General features: G+C 68.7%; 16 protein-coding genes. 6 read left to right on the top strand and 10 right to left on the bottom strand.

The features are described from left to right. Position 1: 1 nt before the first annotated feature. From hemE to HBF32_RS15035, 4 genes are all read right to left on the bottom strand, one after another. Positions 2 to 1,069 carry a uroporphyrinogen decarboxylase gene (hemE, locus tag HBF32_RS15050; protein WP_166700609.1) on the bottom strand — a complete coding sequence of 356 codons (1,068 nt, stop codon included), beginning with the start codon at positions 1,067 to 1,069 and terminating at the stop codon, positions 2 to 4. Next, positions 1,059 to 1,322 (bottom strand): WGR domain-containing protein, encoded by a 264-nt coding sequence (locus tag HBF32_RS15045; protein ID WP_166700608.1) that lies wholly within the window; start codon positions 1,320 to 1,322, stop codon positions 1,059 to 1,061. Before HBF32_RS15045 ends, hemE begins: the two co-directional genes overlap by 11 nt. Before the next feature lie 61 nt (positions 1,323 to 1,383). Beyond that, the gene (aroB, locus tag HBF32_RS15040; RefSeq protein WP_166700607.1) at positions 1,384 to 2,457 is read right to left on the bottom strand and encodes a 3-dehydroquinate synthase; all 1,074 of its coding nucleotides are present in this window, start codon (positions 2,455 to 2,457) and stop codon (positions 1,384 to 1,386) included. Next, positions 2,457 to 2,996: a shikimate kinase gene (locus HBF32_RS15035; protein WP_338039808.1), complete on the bottom strand. Its 540-nt coding sequence runs from the start codon at positions 2,994 to 2,996 to the stop codon at positions 2,457 to 2,459. Before HBF32_RS15035 ends, aroB begins: the two co-directional genes overlap by 1 nt. Here HBF32_RS15035 and HBF32_RS15030 point away from each other — a divergent pair. After that, a complete protein-coding gene (locus HBF32_RS15030; RefSeq protein ID WP_166700606.1) occupies positions 2,995 to 3,837 on the top strand; it encodes an NAD-dependent epimerase/dehydratase family protein in 843 nt (280 codons plus the stop codon). The two genes, HBF32_RS15035 and HBF32_RS15030, sit on opposite strands and share 2 nt — an antisense overlap. Before the next feature lie 68 nt (positions 3,838 to 3,905). On the opposite strand, the gene HBF32_RS15025 is transcribed toward HBF32_RS15030, so the two are convergent. Next, positions 3,906 to 4,721 carry a kinase gene (locus HBF32_RS15025; RefSeq protein ID WP_166700605.1) on the bottom strand — a complete coding sequence of 272 codons (816 nt, stop codon included), beginning with the start codon at positions 4,719 to 4,721 and terminating at the stop codon, positions 3,906 to 3,908. A gap of 24 nt (positions 4,722 to 4,745) precedes the next feature. Here HBF32_RS15025 and pdxH point away from each other — a divergent pair, with 24 nt between their 5' ends. Genes pdxH through HBF32_RS15010 form a run of 3 tightly spaced genes read left to right on the top strand, consistent with a single transcriptional unit; the run spans position 4,746 to position 6,580 of the window. Next, on the top strand, positions 4,746 to 5,333 hold the full coding sequence (pdxH, locus tag HBF32_RS15020) for a pyridoxamine 5'-phosphate oxidase (protein WP_166700604.1): 588 nt from the start codon (positions 4,746 to 4,748) through the stop codon (positions 5,331 to 5,333). 9 nt (positions 5,334 to 5,342) lie between these two features. Next, positions 5,343 to 5,783, top strand: coding sequence for a secondary thiamine-phosphate synthase enzyme YjbQ (locus tag HBF32_RS15015; protein WP_166700603.1), 441 nt, complete (start codon positions 5,343 to 5,345; stop codon positions 5,781 to 5,783). Next, positions 5,783 to 6,580, top strand: a complete 798-nt coding sequence (locus HBF32_RS15010; RefSeq protein WP_166700602.1) for a cobalamin-binding protein — start codon at positions 5,783 to 5,785, stop codon at positions 6,578 to 6,580. The genes HBF32_RS15015 and HBF32_RS15010 overlap by 1 nt, the downstream gene beginning before the upstream one ends. Positions 6,581 to 6,677: 97 nt before the next feature. Here HBF32_RS15010 and HBF32_RS15005 read toward each other — a convergent pair whose 3' ends face one another. The 5 genes from HBF32_RS15005 to HBF32_RS14985 are packed head-to-tail and all read right to left on the bottom strand — an operon-like array spanning position 6,678 to position 11,230. Continuing rightward, the gene (locus HBF32_RS15005; protein WP_166700601.1) at positions 6,678 to 7,379 is read right to left on the bottom strand and encodes an arginyltransferase; all 702 of its coding nucleotides are present in this window, start codon (positions 7,377 to 7,379) and stop codon (positions 6,678 to 6,680) included. 34 nt (positions 7,380 to 7,413) lie between these two features. Further along, positions 7,414 to 8,910, bottom strand: a complete 1,497-nt coding sequence (locus tag HBF32_RS15000; RefSeq protein WP_166700600.1) for a GAF domain-containing protein — start codon at positions 8,908 to 8,910, stop codon at positions 7,414 to 7,416. Continuing rightward, the gene (locus HBF32_RS14995) at positions 8,903 to 9,550 is read right to left on the bottom strand and encodes a biliverdin-producing heme oxygenase (RefSeq protein WP_166700599.1); all 648 of its coding nucleotides are present in this window, start codon (positions 9,548 to 9,550) and stop codon (positions 8,903 to 8,905) included. The genes HBF32_RS15000 and HBF32_RS14995 overlap by 8 nt, the downstream gene beginning before the upstream one ends. Further along, positions 9,551 to 9,943 carry a putative signal transducing protein gene (locus HBF32_RS14990; protein WP_166700598.1) on the bottom strand — a complete coding sequence of 131 codons (393 nt, stop codon included), beginning with the start codon at positions 9,941 to 9,943 and terminating at the stop codon, positions 9,551 to 9,553. Positions 9,944 to 9,952: 9 nt separating this feature from the next. Next, a complete protein-coding gene (locus tag HBF32_RS14985) occupies positions 9,953 to 11,230 on the bottom strand; it encodes an alkaline phosphatase family protein (RefSeq protein WP_193570509.1) in 1,278 nt (425 codons plus the stop codon). 53 nt (positions 11,231 to 11,283) lie between these two features. Between HBF32_RS14985 and HBF32_RS14980 the strand changes: the two genes are divergently transcribed. Both HBF32_RS14980 and hutU read left to right on the top strand, forming a co-directional pair. Then, positions 11,284 to 11,694, top strand: coding sequence for a hypothetical protein (locus HBF32_RS14980; protein WP_166700597.1), 411 nt, complete (start codon positions 11,284 to 11,286; stop codon positions 11,692 to 11,694). A gap of 80 nt (positions 11,695 to 11,774) precedes the next feature. Then, on the top strand, positions 11,775 to 13,445 hold the full coding sequence (gene hutU, locus HBF32_RS14975) for a urocanate hydratase (protein WP_166700596.1): 1,671 nt from the start codon (positions 11,775 to 11,777) through the stop codon (positions 13,443 to 13,445). The last annotated feature ends 88 nt before the right edge of the window (positions 13,446 to 13,533 follow it).

The raw sequence follows: 13,533 nt of genomic DNA, 5'->3' as shown, positions 1-13,533 counted from the left end.
CTCAAGCGCGAAGGGCGCGCCCGTGCTCGTGCACGGTATCCACCAGCACCTTCACGTTTTCCGGATCCACTTCCGGCGTGATCCCGTGGCCCAGGTTGAACACGTGCCCCGGGTGGTTGCCGAAGGCATCCAGTACCGCGCGGGCTTCGCGTGCCACGACCTCGGGTGAGGCGCGCAGTACCGCCGGGTCGAGGTTGCCCTGCAGTGCCACGCGGTCGCCCACGCGGCGGCGGGCTTCGCCGATGTCCAGCGTCCAGTCGACGCCCAGCCCCGCGCAGCCGGTGTCGGCCAGTGCTTCCAGCTGACCGCCCGCGCCCTTGGAAAAGAGGATCACCGGCAGGTCCCGGCTGACCGGATCGGCCTTCAGCGCTTCGACCACCTGGGCCATGTAGCGCAGGGAAAACTCGCGGAACGGTCCCGGACCGAGCAGGCCGCCCCAGGTGTCGAACACCATCAGCGCCTGCGCGCCGGCATGGGCCTGGGCAACGAGGTATGCGGCGACCGAGCGGGCCACGGTATCCAGTAGCCGGTGCGCGAGGGCAGGCTGGTCCCACGCCAGGGCCTTCACCCGCGCGAAGTCGCGCGAGCCCTCGCCTTCGACCATGTAGCAGGCGAGCGTCCACGGGCTGCCGGAGAAGCCGATCAGCGGGACGCGTCCGTCCAGTTCCTTGCGGATCAGGCGTACCGCGTCCATCACGTAACGCAGTTCCCCGTCCATGTCCGGTACGGCCAGTGCCTCGATGGCGGCAGCGTCGCGCAACGGACGCGCGAAGCGCGGACCCTCGCCCTGTTCGAACGAAAGGCCGAGGCCCATCGCGTCGGGAATGGTGAGGATGTCCGAGAACAGGATGGCGGCATCCAGCGCGAAGCGTCGCAGCGGTTGCAGCGTGACTTCGCAGGCGTATTCGGGGTGGGTCGCCAGCCCCATGAAGCTGCCGGCCCGGGCGCGCGTGGCGCGGTATTCCGGGAGGTAGCGACCGGCCTGGCGCATCACCCAGATGGGCGTGGTGTCGGTCGGTTCGCGGCGGAGGGCGCGGAGGAAACGGTCGTTGCGGAGTTCAGCGGCCATGCGCCGACTCCTGTCCCTGGCTGAACATGACCTTGAAACCTTTCTTGATCTGGGCGTCGCGCGCCTTGGTGAATGCGGCCAGCGCAGCGTCGCGGTCGACGTACACCTCGCGCTTGAGCATGGCCTTGCCGCCCTGCACGCCGCTCTCGCGGTACAGGGTCCAGCCGCCGAGCAGATCCTGCTCGAGCGTGATCTGGACGTAACGGGGCGACTCCGCCCCCGCTTCGGGCATGGTTTGCAGGTAGATCCGCATCAGCGATCCGTGACAGGCGCAGGGCCGATCATTGTAGGAGGTTTGCTGGTGCAGATGGCGGTCAGCCGGGTAGCAGCACGTCGAGCACCGCGGCCTCGGGGACATGGGCCACGATTTCGGCCTTGCCGATGCCGCGCCAGAGGATCAGGCGCTGGGTACCGGCGCTGTTCTTCTTGTCCAGGCGCATCAGCTCCAGCAGGCGGCTGGCCGGATGCTGGCCCGAGGGCTCCGTAGGCAGTCCCAGGCGGCCGAGCAGGGCGACCAGGCGAGCCGTATCCCCGGCGCCGGCCATGCCCAGCCGCTCGGACAGACGGGCGGCGAGCACCATGCCGATGGCCACGGCTTCGCCGTGCAGCATCTCGCTGTAGTTGCCGGCGGTTTCGATCGCATGGCCGAAGGTGTGCCCGAGGTTGAGCAGGGCGCGCTCGCCCTGTTCGGTTTCGTCGCGCGACACCACGCCCGCCTTGTAGGCGCACTTGCGCGCGATCGCCTCGATCAGCGGTGCCTGTTCACGCGCGGCGAGCGCGTCGGCGTTCGCTTCCAGCCACGCGAAGAAGTCGGGGTCGCCGATGGCGGCGCCCTTCACGACCTCGGCCATGCCTGCGCGGTATTCGCGCTGCGGCAGCGTGCGGAGCAGATCGGTGTCCGCCACCACGCCGCGCGGCTGGTGGAACGCACCGGCCAGGTTCTTGCCCACCGGCAGGTTCACGCCGGTCTTGCCGCCCACCGAGGAATCGACCATCGCCAGCAGGGTGGTCGGCATCTGGATGAAGTCGATCCCGCGCATCCAGCAGGCGGCGGCGAATCCGGCGAGGTCGCCGACCACGCCGCCGCCGAGCGCGACGATGCAGGCATCGCGCCTGGCGCCGAGTTCGCCCAGGGCTTCCAGGACGCGGCCCACGTTGGCGAAGGTCTTGTGCGTCTCGCCGTCGTCCAGCAGGAATGACGACCAGTGCAAGCCTTCCAGACCCTTCGCCAGCGAGTGGAGATAAAGGGGGGCGACGGTGGTGTTGCTTACGACGAGCACCTGTCTGCCGCGGATGAGCGCACGCCAGCGTGCGCTGTCGCCGAGAAGGCCGGGGCCGATCCAGATCGGGTAGCTGCGACCCGCGAGGTCGACATGCAGGGTTTCCATCAGGTGCGTTTCCAGTGACGGTCGAGGAGGGCGATGGCGCGGGGCACGGCATCGTCGACGCTTTCGCGCCGTCCGCGGAAGATCAGGTCCGCGATCTCCTCGTACAGGTGGTTGCGGTGTTCGGCCAGCGATTCAAGGCGGCCTCGGCGGTCGTCGACGGCGAGCAGGGGGCGCGCGGTGTCCCCCTGGAGACGGTCGAGCTGTTCGTCCACATCCACGCCGAGCATCAGCACGGTGCCGCGCGACATCAGCGCCTCGCGGCTGGCCGGGTCGAGCACGGCGCCGGCTCCCGTGGCGAGCACGATGCCTTCGCGCAGACTAAACTCGTCCAGGTGCGCGCGTTCATGCGCGCGGAAACCCGCCTCGCCTTCGTTCGCGAAGAGTTCGGCGATCGTCGTGCCGCAGCGCCTTTCGATCTCCACGTCGAGGTCGACAAAGGGCAGGCCGTAATGCGCCGCGAGGCGCTGTCCGATCGAGGTCTTGCCGGCGCCCGTAGGGCCGACGAGGAACAGGTTGGGCGAAGGATTCATCGCGCTCATGCTAGCAACAAGCCTTTCCCGGAGATACGAAACGGTGCTGGTGGCCGGTGCCGGCGACGTTGGCACGCGGCTGGCGCGGCGCCTGGTAGCGGAGGGGCGGCAAGTGTTCGCCCTGCGCCGCGGCGAGGCGGCCGGCGGCGACGGTATCGCGTGGCTGCGCGGCGACCTGACGCGGCCGGAAACGCTTGCCGGGCTGCCCCGGGTGGACGCCCTGGTGTTCGCACCCGCGCCGGACGCGCGCGACGAGGCCGCTTACCGCGCCGTGTTCGTCGACGGCCTGCGTCACCTGTGGGAGGCGCTACCGGCACCGCCGGAACGGACGATCTTCGTGTCGTCCTCGGCCGTCTATGGCGAACACGGCGGCGCCTGGGTGGACGAGGATACGCCGCCCGATCCGCCGGGCTTCAACGGACGGGTGCTGCTCGAGGCGGAACGCTGGCTGGCCTCGCGCGGTGCGGGTGGGGTATCGCTGCGGCTCGCCGGCCTCTACGGGCCCGGGCGGACGCAGTTGTTCGAACGGCTGCGCGAAGGCAAGGCGGCGGTGCCGCGCGGACGGCGTGTCTACGCCAACCGCATCCATGTCGACGATGCGGCGGCGGCGCTGGCGTTTCTCCTGGACCTCGACGCAACGGAGGCAGTCTATGTGGGCGTCGACGATACGCCCCTGCCGATCGACGAACTCTATGACGCCATCGCCCGCCTTCTCGGTGCGCCGTTACCGTCCGATGGCCCCGGTCCGACCGGGGTGGGAAACAAACGGCTCTCCAACGCGCGGCTGCGCGCCGCGGGCTTCCGCTGCGAATGGCCCGACGCCCGCGAAGGCTACGCTTCGCTCGTGTAGGAGCCGCTATAGCGGCGAGGAAACCTCGCGACGACGCGGCAAGATTGCTCTCGCCGCTACAGCGGCTCCTACAAGTTTGTGGCGCGCCTGCTTTTATCGAGGTGGATCGTCAAACCGGCTTTTTGCTCGAGCGTCTCCAACGCCCGCCGGCTGATCCGTTCGTAATGCTGGAGGAATCGCGAAAGCGCCGCATCGTCCATCGCCCCCGGTTCGCCACGCTCGCGCAAGGGCTTTTCGGCTTCCGCACGCCACGTCGCCACGACATCCCACGACGGCGCGCGCAACAGCGTCAGCGCGTCGATGCGCTTCCAGACGGGAAGGTATTCGGCGAGGCGCGCGTCGACCCATCGCCGCCAGCGGCCGTCCGGGTCTTCGCATCGCTCCAGTGCATTCATCGGCTCGGTCAGGTCGGCCGGATCGACCGCCGGTTCCACGCCAAGACACCATCCCTCGAGCACGACGAGCTTCGGCGGTTCGGCGATCGCGGGCCAGAGGGCCGGTTCACGGCGATCGTCCCGTCCTTTGTCGAAACGCGGGATGGCTACCGGCTTCCCAGGCGACGCCTTGGCGAGCGCGTCGAGCGTCGAGGCGAGCAGGGCGAGGTCGTGCGTGCCCGGGACGCCGCGGGTACGCAGGAGGGGATGCACTTCGACGGCGAGCACCGCGCGCTCCGCACGGGTGAGGTAGACATCGTCGAGGGACAGCGCCACCGCAGCCCAGCCACGCTCCCGTGCCGCATCGACGAGCGCGGCGGCGAGCGTGCTCTTGCCGCTGCCCTGCAGCCCCGAGAGGCCGAGGACGAAAGGCTGTTCCGCCTGCGCCACGGCGCCCTCGAAACGTCCGAGGACGGTAGCGGCCAGCGTGCTAGCATCGGCGGATTCCATGGCCGACAGCATAGCCCCCTCGTCATGCTCACCCCACCGATCCTCGATACCTTCCGCGGCCTGCTCGCCGAGGCCAGGGCCAGCGGCGACCGCGAACCCACCGCCATGAACCTCTCCACCGTGGACAGCGGCGGCCGGGTCCATTCACGCATCGTGCTGCTCAAGGCCATCGACGAGAAAGGCCTGCGCTTCTTCACCAACTACGAAAGCGCCAAGGCCGGCGAGATCGCGCAGCATGCGCAGGTGGCGCTGTGCTTCCATTGGAAGCAGATCCGCGAAGGCATCCAGGTCCGCTTCGAAGGCCGTGCCACGAAGACGGACGCCGACGAGTCGGATGCCTATTTCGCCACCCGCGCCCGCGGCAGCCAGATCGGAGCGTGGGCGTCGAAGCAGAGCCGGGAGCTTCCGGACCGGCAGACCTTCGAGGACCGCGTGGCGCATTACGAGAATGAATTCGCGGGCCGCGACGTGCCGCGTCCGCCGCACTGGGGCGGATACCTCGTGGAGCCGGACCGCGTGGAATTCTGGTACGGCGCCACGTTCCGCCTCCACGAACGCATCGTGCACGCCGCCGACGGTACAAGCTGGACGAGCCGTCTGCTTTATCCCTAGGAGTCGACCATGAGCCGAGCCCAGCCCGTCCAGCACATCGCGCAGACCACGTTCACCGTGCACACGCGCGGACGGTCGCTCAGCGAGATCACCGACCGCATCGCGGAGGCGGTGGTCGCGAGCGGGGTCGGCACCGGCGTCGCGCATGTCTTCGTGCAGCACACCAGCGCCTCGCTGCTCGTCGGCGAGAACGCGGACCCGGTCGTCGTGGCCGACCTGGAGCGGTTCTTCGCGCGTCTCGTGCCCGACGGCGATCCGCTGTTCCGGCATCGCGACGAAGGCCCCGACGACATGCCCGCCCATGTGCGCGCGGTGCTCACCGGCGTCTCGCTCTCGCTCCCCGTGCACGGCGGCAAGCCCTTGCTCGGGACGTGGCAGGGCGTGTTCCTCTACGAGCACCGTCACGAAGCGCACCAGCGCAAGATCACAGTAACCGTCTCAGGCCACTGATGTCCGACGCCTATCCGCAGCGAATCGTCTGCCTCACCGAAGAACCGACCGAAGTCCTCTACGCCATCGGCGAGGAGCATCGCATCGTCGGTATTTCCGGCTTCACCGTGCGGCCGCCGAGGGCACGCAAGGAAAAGCCGAAAGTCTCCGCTTTCACCAGCGCGAAGATCGGCCAGATCCTCGACCTGAAACCCGATCTCGCCATTGGCTTCTCCGACCTGCAGGCCGACATCGCACAGGAGCTTATCCGGGCGGGCGTGGAGGTATGGATCAGCAACCACCGCAGCGTGGATGGCATCGTGGCCTATATCCGCCGTCTGGGCGCCATGGTCGGCGCCACGGCGAAAGCCGAGGAGCTGGCCCGGCGGGTCGAAGCGCAGCTGGCCCGGATCGCCGCGCAGGCGACCGCCTTGCCACGTCGGCCGCGGGTGTATTTCGAGGAGTGGGACGAGCCGCTCATCACCGGCATCCGCTGGGTGGGCGAGTTGGTGCGCATCGCCGGCGGCGACGACGTGTTTCCGGAACTGCTCGAGGAGCCGTTGGCGAAGCAGCGTATCCTCGCGGACCCGATGGAAGTGGTCCGGCGTGCGCCGGACATCGTCTTCGGCTCCTGGTGCGGCAAGCGCTTCCGGCCGGAACGCGTGGCCGCCCGTCCAGGCTGGGCCGACATGCCCGCCGTCCGCGACGGCGAGTTGCACGAGATCAAGTCGCCGATCATCCTGCAGCCCGGCCCGGCGGCGCTGTTCGACGGCATCGAGGCGATGCACGAGGTGATCGCGCGCTGGGCAAGGCGCTGACCTGCCCCTGTAGGAGCCGCTATAGCGGCGAGAGCAATCTTGCCGCGTTATCGCAAGGTTTCCTCGCCGCTATAGCGGCTCCTACAGGGCTGCGAAATCATGGCATCGGGATCCAGCGCCCATGCTTGCGGATTTCCAGCGGCTTGAAGTGCCGCTTGTAATCCATCTTCGGGTGCCCGGCGATCCAGAAGCCCAGGTAGACATACGGCACGCCGCGCCGCTTCGCCAGTTCCACCTGTTGCAGGATCCCGAAGGTGCCGAGGCTCCGCGCCTGCTCGTCCGGATCGAAGAATGTATAGACGGCCGAAAGGCCGGCCAGCGCCATGTCGGTCACCGCGACGCCAAGCAGCCGCCGCCCCTTGCGGAATTCCAGGAACAGCGTGGGACTCCAGGGTGCCGCGAGGAAGCGCTGGAAATCCTCCGCGTCCGCCGCGTCCATGCCGCCGCCGCTGTGCCGCGCATGCAGGTAGCGCTGGTAGAGCGCGTGCCGCTCGTGGGTGAAACCCGGCATCTGCTCGTTTACCGTCAGGTCGGCGTTGCGCTTCAGGCAGCGCCGCTGGCCGCGGTCGATGGAAAAGCCGTCGACATCGATACGGCAGGGCACGCAGGCCTGGCATGCGGTGCACTGCGGAAGGTAGAGGTGGCCGCCCGCCCGGCGGAATCCCTTGGCGAGCGCGGGTCCGTAGAGCCTGTCGAGATGCGGCGCACCGGGATCGACCACGAGGTTCTGCGCCGTCCGCTCGGCGAAATAGCCGCAGGTGTGCGGCAAGGTCTGGAACAGGCGGACACGGTCGGTCATGCCCCGATGTTATAGCGCCACGGCGGGCGGCGCGTCACCGCGATTGTTCGATCAGTTCACGCAATGCACGCGCCGAGTCCAGGTGCTGGCGCGACCAGGGCCGTGAGCGGCCGCGCACGGTTTCCTGCCATGCTTCGAAACTCTGCCGGGGCGACAGCCTCGCGCCCGGAATCGTCTCCAGCTTGGCCAGCGAGGGGTTGCCGCCCCAGCGAACCTGACGGACCTGCTCGGTACGCGTCCAGATCACGGCATCGCCGGGACCGGATGGCAGGGGCAGGTAGACGAGGCCGGCGGCCAGTTCCGTGATCGCGGGGTCGGCCAGCTCCGCGTGCCACGAGCCGGCCTCGTCGGTATGCACCACGCCGCCGGCGTCGATCGCGTCCTTGCTGGCGATGTCGCGGATACGCAGCAGCGCGGCTTCGCCGGGCACCTGGCCGTGGCGTACCACGCGGCCGCCGGCGAGGATGGCCACACCGTCGGCATCGACCACTTCGAGCAGTTCGGGTGCGAGCCGGGCGAGCATGCCGGGATCGATCCGGTCGCTCTCGTTGAACGCGGTGATCAGCTTTTCGCGCACCGTGAGCAGCGTGCTCTCGATGTCGATCTCCGCCAGTTCCTCGATCTCGGCCACGCGCATGGCGAACGCCCGGGCCAGCGCATCCGCGGCCTCGCGCATGCGGTGGTCCGCGAAGAAGGGGCTGTAGTGGTGGCAGGAAACAAGGCCCCAGAGCCGGCCGTCGACGATGATGGAGGCGACCAGGGTCGCGGTGACGCCCATGTTGCCGAGGTATTCGAGATGCACCGGCGAGACGCTGCGCAGCGATACGTCGCTGAGGTCGGTGGCGGTCGCGGTCACCGGGTCGTAAGCCGGCAGGATGCGGGCGGGCACGTATTTGCAGTCGCTGATCTGGCGCACACGATTGCGCAGGTAGAGGGCGCGCGCCTGTGCCGGAATATCGGTCGCCGGATAGTGCAGTCCGAGGTACGCCTCCAGGTCGTCGCGACGGGCTTCGGCGATGATCTCGCCGTGCCAGTCGCGATCGAAACGGTAGACCATGACGCGGTCGTAGCCGAGCAGGCTGCGGATGGTGCGTGCGGTGCGCGCGGCGGCGCGCTCCACGTTGGGATCGCCCTCCAGCCTGCGCGCCATGTCCTGGGCGGTGCGGGCCGGATCGTCCTCGAAGTAGCTTTCGCGCGGCTCGATCTCGATGAGCCAGCGGGTGTCGTAGGCATGCACGGCCGCGTGCCACGCGCCGGTCTTTTTCGCATGGGGAAAATCGACCGGCACCCAGGCGCTATGCGCGGGGCGCGTGGCGCCGAAGAGTTCGCCCGGAAGGTCGATCAGCTCGTGCAGCGGCGCGTCGAGTGCCGTCTCTACCTCGATGCCGACGATGTCGCCTATGTTTTCGCTGGCCTGAAGGACGGTCCGTGTGACGGCGTCGACGACGATCAGGGCGCCGTGGGGCTGGATGGAGCCCGGGATGTGGATGGGCTCGCGATCGCAGGCGGTCAGATCGGGAAGGTCAGACATGCGGGGCGTCGTCCTGTAGCGTCTGGTGAAAGCGCGCGAACATCCGCAGCGCGCCGGCGACGGCGGACTGCAACGCGGCCCGATCGGTCAGCTCGCGATCGAGCACCGACTGGAAGCGGGGCCACGGTTCGTCGGCGTTTTCGCCGATGGCGTAGAAATGATGGGAAAGGGTGGGGAACCGCTCGCGCAGGCGCTTCACGATGACGCGCCCGCCGAGGGCCGAGCCTTCGATGACGTAAAGCTCGCCCCAGGCTTCGTGCAGGAGCGCGGCCTTATGGGAACCGGCTGCTGCCGGCGATCCCGCGGCAGCGGGCAAGCCCGAGTCGAGCACCTTTCGCCGCTTTAGCGGCTCGTTCACGGAGCACGCGCCGTGGATATCCATGGCGAGACGGCTTGCCCGGGAGAGGTATCGCCAGCCTGCATCCGCGACATGGCCCATGAGCCACCGGCCGCGTTGCTCCTCCCAGTCGCGGAACAAGTCCCAGTGCGCCCCGAGCAAGCCGAGGTAACCCGTCTCGCCAAGCTCCCCCGCCAACAGCCGCCGCATCGCGGGGGAGTCCTCGGCCGCCTCGTGCGCGGCGCGCGTGGACTCGCGAAGGACGATGTGGGCCGGCGAAGGGACTGCGCGGGCGCCGTCCACTCAGAGCACCTGTGTGGCCCTGAGCACCGCGATGAGCATCACCCCGGCGACGATGGCGAGCACCATGAGGCGCACGCGGGAGGCGGTGCGCTGGGGCCGCGGACGGTTGTCCGGCTGGCGGTGCAGCTGCAATTCTTCCTGGAACCGGACCACCGGCTCGATGCCGATCTCCTTCAGCAGGCCGCGCGCCTTCGGGAAATCGTCGGCATGCTTTACCCAGACCTGCGGCCAGGCGTTGCGATCGTCCTGGCGCTGCGAATAACTGAACCGCTGGTAGGTCGGTCGGTTCCAGGTCGAGCGGTTGGTCACCGTCGTCTCGATGCCGTGCTCGTCGAGCAGGGCCACGATGCGGTCGATGTTGTCCTGGCGGGGCGATGTATAGATCTGGCGCATGCCCCGATTCTACGGGAATTGGCGCGCCGGGGCCCCCGTCGCGCGCAACGCGCCCTTCACGTCGTCGAGGTTGCCGTCGTTCGGGAGCGGTTCCAGGCCGAGCAAGTGGGCCAGGAGCGGATAGACGTCCACGTTGGGGAAGGGCGCGATCGTCACGCCGCGCCCGATATCGGGCCCGCGCGCGACGAAGAGGGCGCGCATGCTGGGGTCCAGGTTGTCGTAGCCATGCTCGCCGCGCGACATCGGGTCCTTGCGTTTCGCCAGGGTCGCGTGGCTGGTGATCGACCAGCCCGTTTCCGCCAGGCAGAGATAGGCGGGCACGCGCGGGTTCCTGCCGTAATCCAGGCGGGCGGGCAGATCTTCCTTCCGATAGCAGCGCATGTGCGCGTGCGGACCCAGCAGGCGTGCGACCGCGTGCGAGGCGTCCACCCCGGGCTTCGCGTTGAAGGTAGCCATCACGCCGTAGGACACGGCATCCAGCGCATCGAGGTCGGTTTCCTCGTCGGCGAACACGATGTTGCCGCGCGGCACGTCGGCCATGCCGTGATCGGAGACGACGACGAGGTTCGTCGTGTCGTACAGCCCGCGCCGGCGCAGTTGCGCGACGAGGTAGCCGAGCGCGTCGTCGACCTTGCGCAGGGCATCGTTCACCTCCTGCGAATCCGGTCCGAACGCGTGACCCGCGTGGTCCACGTCGTCGAAGTAGAGCGTATCGAATACGGGCTTCGGACTGTCGCCGTCGATCCAGGAAAGCAGTTTGTCCACGCGCTGTCGCGGTGTCAGCGCGTCGTCGAACGGCATCCAGTGATCCGGCCGTACGCCATGGATCTCCGCTTCCGTTCCCGGCCAGAACATGGTTGCCGTGCGCAGCCCGTGTTTCTGGGCGGTGACCCAGATCGGCTCGGCTTCAGCCCACCAGCGGCCGTCGGCCGTGGCGTCGCGGTTGCCCAGGCTGAACCTGCCCAGCCGCTCGTCCCGCATGGTGTTGTTGACGATGCCGTTGCGATCCGGGACCCGGCCGGTCACCAGCGTGTAGTGGTTGGGGAAGGTCAGCGAAGGGAACGACGGCAGCATATACGGCGTCGTGGTGCCGTCATGCGCGAGCGCCACGAGGTTCGGCGTGAGGCCGCGGTCGATGTAGTCGGCGCGGAAAGCGTCGATCGACACCAGGAGGACGGCGTGCGGCGTCGCGGCGGGCGCGGCAGGGCGAACGGCGCAGCCGGCCAGCGGCATCAGGAGCAGGAGCAACGCGAGCAGGGCGCTCCGGCGGGAAAACGTGGCGTTCATGGGCGAAGACGTAGGCTCTGGAGCAGACAATCCTTCCATGATGGACGAGTCCCATGACCAATTCATCACGCAAAATCCTGCTGGGCCTGCTGGCTGCGGCGCTTCCCGCGCTGGTGGCCGCGCAGACCCAGCCAGCGAAACCCGCGCCGCCTCCGCGCCCGAAGCCCATCGTCATCACCACGCCGAGTCCCAGCCAGCAATGGCAGCGGCAGGTGGACAGGCAGCAGTTCCAGGACCGCCAGAACCAGAACGCGCTGCGCGAGCAGCTGCGCCAGGGCAACCTGGACCGGCAGCGCGCCAACACGACGGATCCGGCGCTGCGCAATCAGCTGGACAGCGCCGACCGCAGCGAGCAGCAGTTGTACCGTGCACGCCAGGACGCGGCCGCGCGGCGCTACCAGACCCTGCCGCAGCCGGCGACCACGGAAAACGCGCCGGCGCGTTCGGGTACGGCGGGCCGCTAGGGCGGCCAAGCCCACACTGGCGACGGGTCGCGGGGCGGGACCATAATCGGGGATTCCCTGGATCGACGGAGTCCCACCCGATGACCGCCTTCACGCGCATCGACACCACCCGCACCGTCCGCGCCCCGCGCGGCAGCGAGCTCACCTGCCGCAGCTGGCTCACGGAAGCGCCGTTCCGCATGCTGCAGAACAACCTCGATCCGGAAGTGGCCGAAAACCCGGCCGAACTGGTGGTGTACGGCGGTATCGGCCGCGCGGCCAGGAACTGGGAGTGCTTCGATGCCATCCTGCGCAGCCTGCGCGAACTGCGCGACGACGAGACCCTGCTGGTGCAGTCGGGCAAGCCGGTGGGCGTGTTCCCGTCGCACCCGGACGCGCCGCGCGTGCTCATCGCCAACTCGAACCTCGTTCCCGCCTGGGCGAACTGGGAGCACTTCAACGAACTCGATCGCAAGGGCCTCATGATGTACGGCCAGATGACGGCCGGCTCCTGGATCTACATCGGTTCGCAGGGCATCGTGCAGGGCACGTACGAGACCTTCGTGGAAATGGGGCGCCAGCATTACGGCGGCAGTCTCGCCGGCCGCTGGATACTCACCGCGGGTCTGGGCGGCATGGGCGGCGCGCAGCCGCTGGCCGCGAGCCTCGCCGGCGCGTCCTCGCTCACGATCGAATGCCAGCAGAGCCGTATCGATTTCCGCCTCAAGACGCGCTACGTGGACGAACAGGCCACCGACCTCGACGACGCGCTGGCCCGTCTGGACCGCTACGCGAAGGAAGGCCGCGCGGTGTCCGTGGCCCTCCTGGGCAACGCGGCCGACGTGCTGCCCGAACTCGTCCGCCGCGGCGTCCGTCCGGACGCGGTGACCGACCAGACCAGCGCCCACGATCCGGTCAACGGCTACCTGCCGTCCGGCTGGACGGTGGAGGAGTGGTTCGAGCGGCGCAAGAGCGATCCGGCCGGCACCGCACGCGCGGCGAAGGCCTCCATGCGCCGCCATGTCGAGGCGATGCTGGCTTTCCACGCCAAGGGCGTGCCCACGTTCGACTATGGCAACAATATCCGCCAGATGGCCAAGGACGAGGGCCTCGCCGAAGCCTTCGCCTTCCCCGGTTTCGTGCCGGCGTTCGTCCGCCCGCTGTTCTGCCGTGGCGTGGGACCGTTCCGCTGGGTGGCGCTCTCGGGCGATCCGGAGGACATCTACAAGACCGACGCGAAGGTGAAGGAGCTGATCCCCGACGATCCGCACCTGCACCGCTGGCTCGACATGGCCCGTGAGCGGATCAGCTTCCAGGGCTTGCCGGCGCGCATCTGCTGGGTGGGCCTGGGGCAGCGTCATCGACTCGGGCTGGCTTTCAACGAGATGGTGCGCAACGGCGAACTGAAGGCGCCGGTGGTGATCGGCCGCGATCACCTGGACTCCGGTTCGGTCGCGAGCCCGAACCGCGAAACCGAGGCCATGCGCGACGGCAGCGACGCCGTGAGCGACTGGCCGCTGCTCAACGCCATGCTCAACGTGGCCGGCGGCGCCACCTGGGTCAGCCTGCACCACGGCGGCGGCGTCGGCATGGGTTACAGCCAGCACAGCGGCGTGGTGATCGTCTGCGACGGCAGCGAGGCGGCGGACAAGCGGATTGCCCGCGTGCTGTGGAACGATCCGGGCACCGGCGTGATGCGCCACGCCGATGCCGGCTACCCCGAGGCGATCGCCTGCGCGAAGGAGCAAGGCCTGAACCTGCCGATGCTCTGACTCTGTAGGAGCCGCTATAGCGGCGAGGGGAATCTGCCTCGCCGCTTCATCGCTCCGTTGGTTTCTCGCCGCTATAGCGGCTCCCACA

It is taken from the genome of Luteibacter yeojuensis (assembly GCF_011742875.1).
GTDB lineage: Bacteria > Pseudomonadota > Gammaproteobacteria > Xanthomonadales > Rhodanobacteraceae > Luteibacter > Luteibacter yeojuensis.
Note: the sequence above shows the minus strand (reverse complement) of the source record. Positions and strands in the feature narration are given on the sequence as shown.

What these genes read in the sequence shown, in the direction of transcription:
- HBF32_RS15045 (WP_166700608.1), bottom strand. Translation starts at nt 1,322, where the DNA reads ATGCGGATCTACCTGCAAACCATGCCCGAAGCGGGGGCGGAGTCGCCC.
- HBF32_RS14980 (WP_166700597.1), top strand. Translation starts at nt 11,284, where the DNA reads ATGACCAATTCATCACGCAAAATCCTGCTGGGCCTGCTGGCTGCGGCG.
- hemE (WP_166700609.1), bottom strand. Translation starts at nt 1,069, where the DNA reads ATGGCCGCTGAACTCCGCAACGACCGTTTCCTCCGCGCCCTCCGCCGC.
- HBF32_RS15025 (WP_166700605.1), bottom strand. Translation starts at nt 4,721, where the DNA reads ATGGAATCCGCCGATGCTAGCACGCTGGCCGCTACCGTCCTCGGACGT.
- HBF32_RS15000 (WP_166700600.1), bottom strand. Translation starts at nt 8,910, where the DNA reads ATGTCTGACCTTCCCGATCTGACCGCCTGCGATCGCGAGCCCATCCAC.
- HBF32_RS15030 (WP_166700606.1), top strand. Translation starts at nt 2,995, where the DNA reads ATGCTAGCAACAAGCCTTTCCCGGAGATACGAAACGGTGCTGGTGGCC.
- HBF32_RS14990 (WP_166700598.1), bottom strand. Translation starts at nt 9,943, where the DNA reads ATGCGCCAGATCTATACATCGCCCCGCCAGGACAACATCGACCGCATC.
- HBF32_RS15015 (WP_166700603.1), top strand. Translation starts at nt 5,343, where the DNA reads ATGAGCCGAGCCCAGCCCGTCCAGCACATCGCGCAGACCACGTTCACC.
- aroB (WP_166700607.1), bottom strand. Translation starts at nt 2,457, where the DNA reads ATGGAAACCCTGCATGTCGACCTCGCGGGTCGCAGCTACCCGATCTGG.
- HBF32_RS15005 (WP_166700601.1), bottom strand. Translation starts at nt 7,379, where the DNA reads ATGACCGACCGTGTCCGCCTGTTCCAGACCTTGCCGCACACCTGCGGC.
- pdxH (WP_166700604.1), top strand. Translation starts at nt 4,746, where the DNA reads ATGCTCACCCCACCGATCCTCGATACCTTCCGCGGCCTGCTCGCCGAG.
- hutU (WP_166700596.1), top strand. Translation starts at nt 11,775, where the DNA reads ATGACCGCCTTCACGCGCATCGACACCACCCGCACCGTCCGCGCCCCG.
- HBF32_RS14985 (WP_193570509.1), bottom strand. Translation starts at nt 11,230, where the DNA reads ATGAACGCCACGTTTTCCCGCCGGAGCGCCCTGCTCGCGTTGCTCCTG.
- HBF32_RS15035 (WP_338039808.1), bottom strand. Translation starts at nt 2,996, where the DNA reads ATGAGCGCGATGAATCCTTCGCCCAACCTGTTCCTCGTCGGCCCTACG.
- HBF32_RS15010 (WP_166700602.1), top strand. Translation starts at nt 5,783, where the DNA reads ATGTCCGACGCCTATCCGCAGCGAATCGTCTGCCTCACCGAAGAACCG.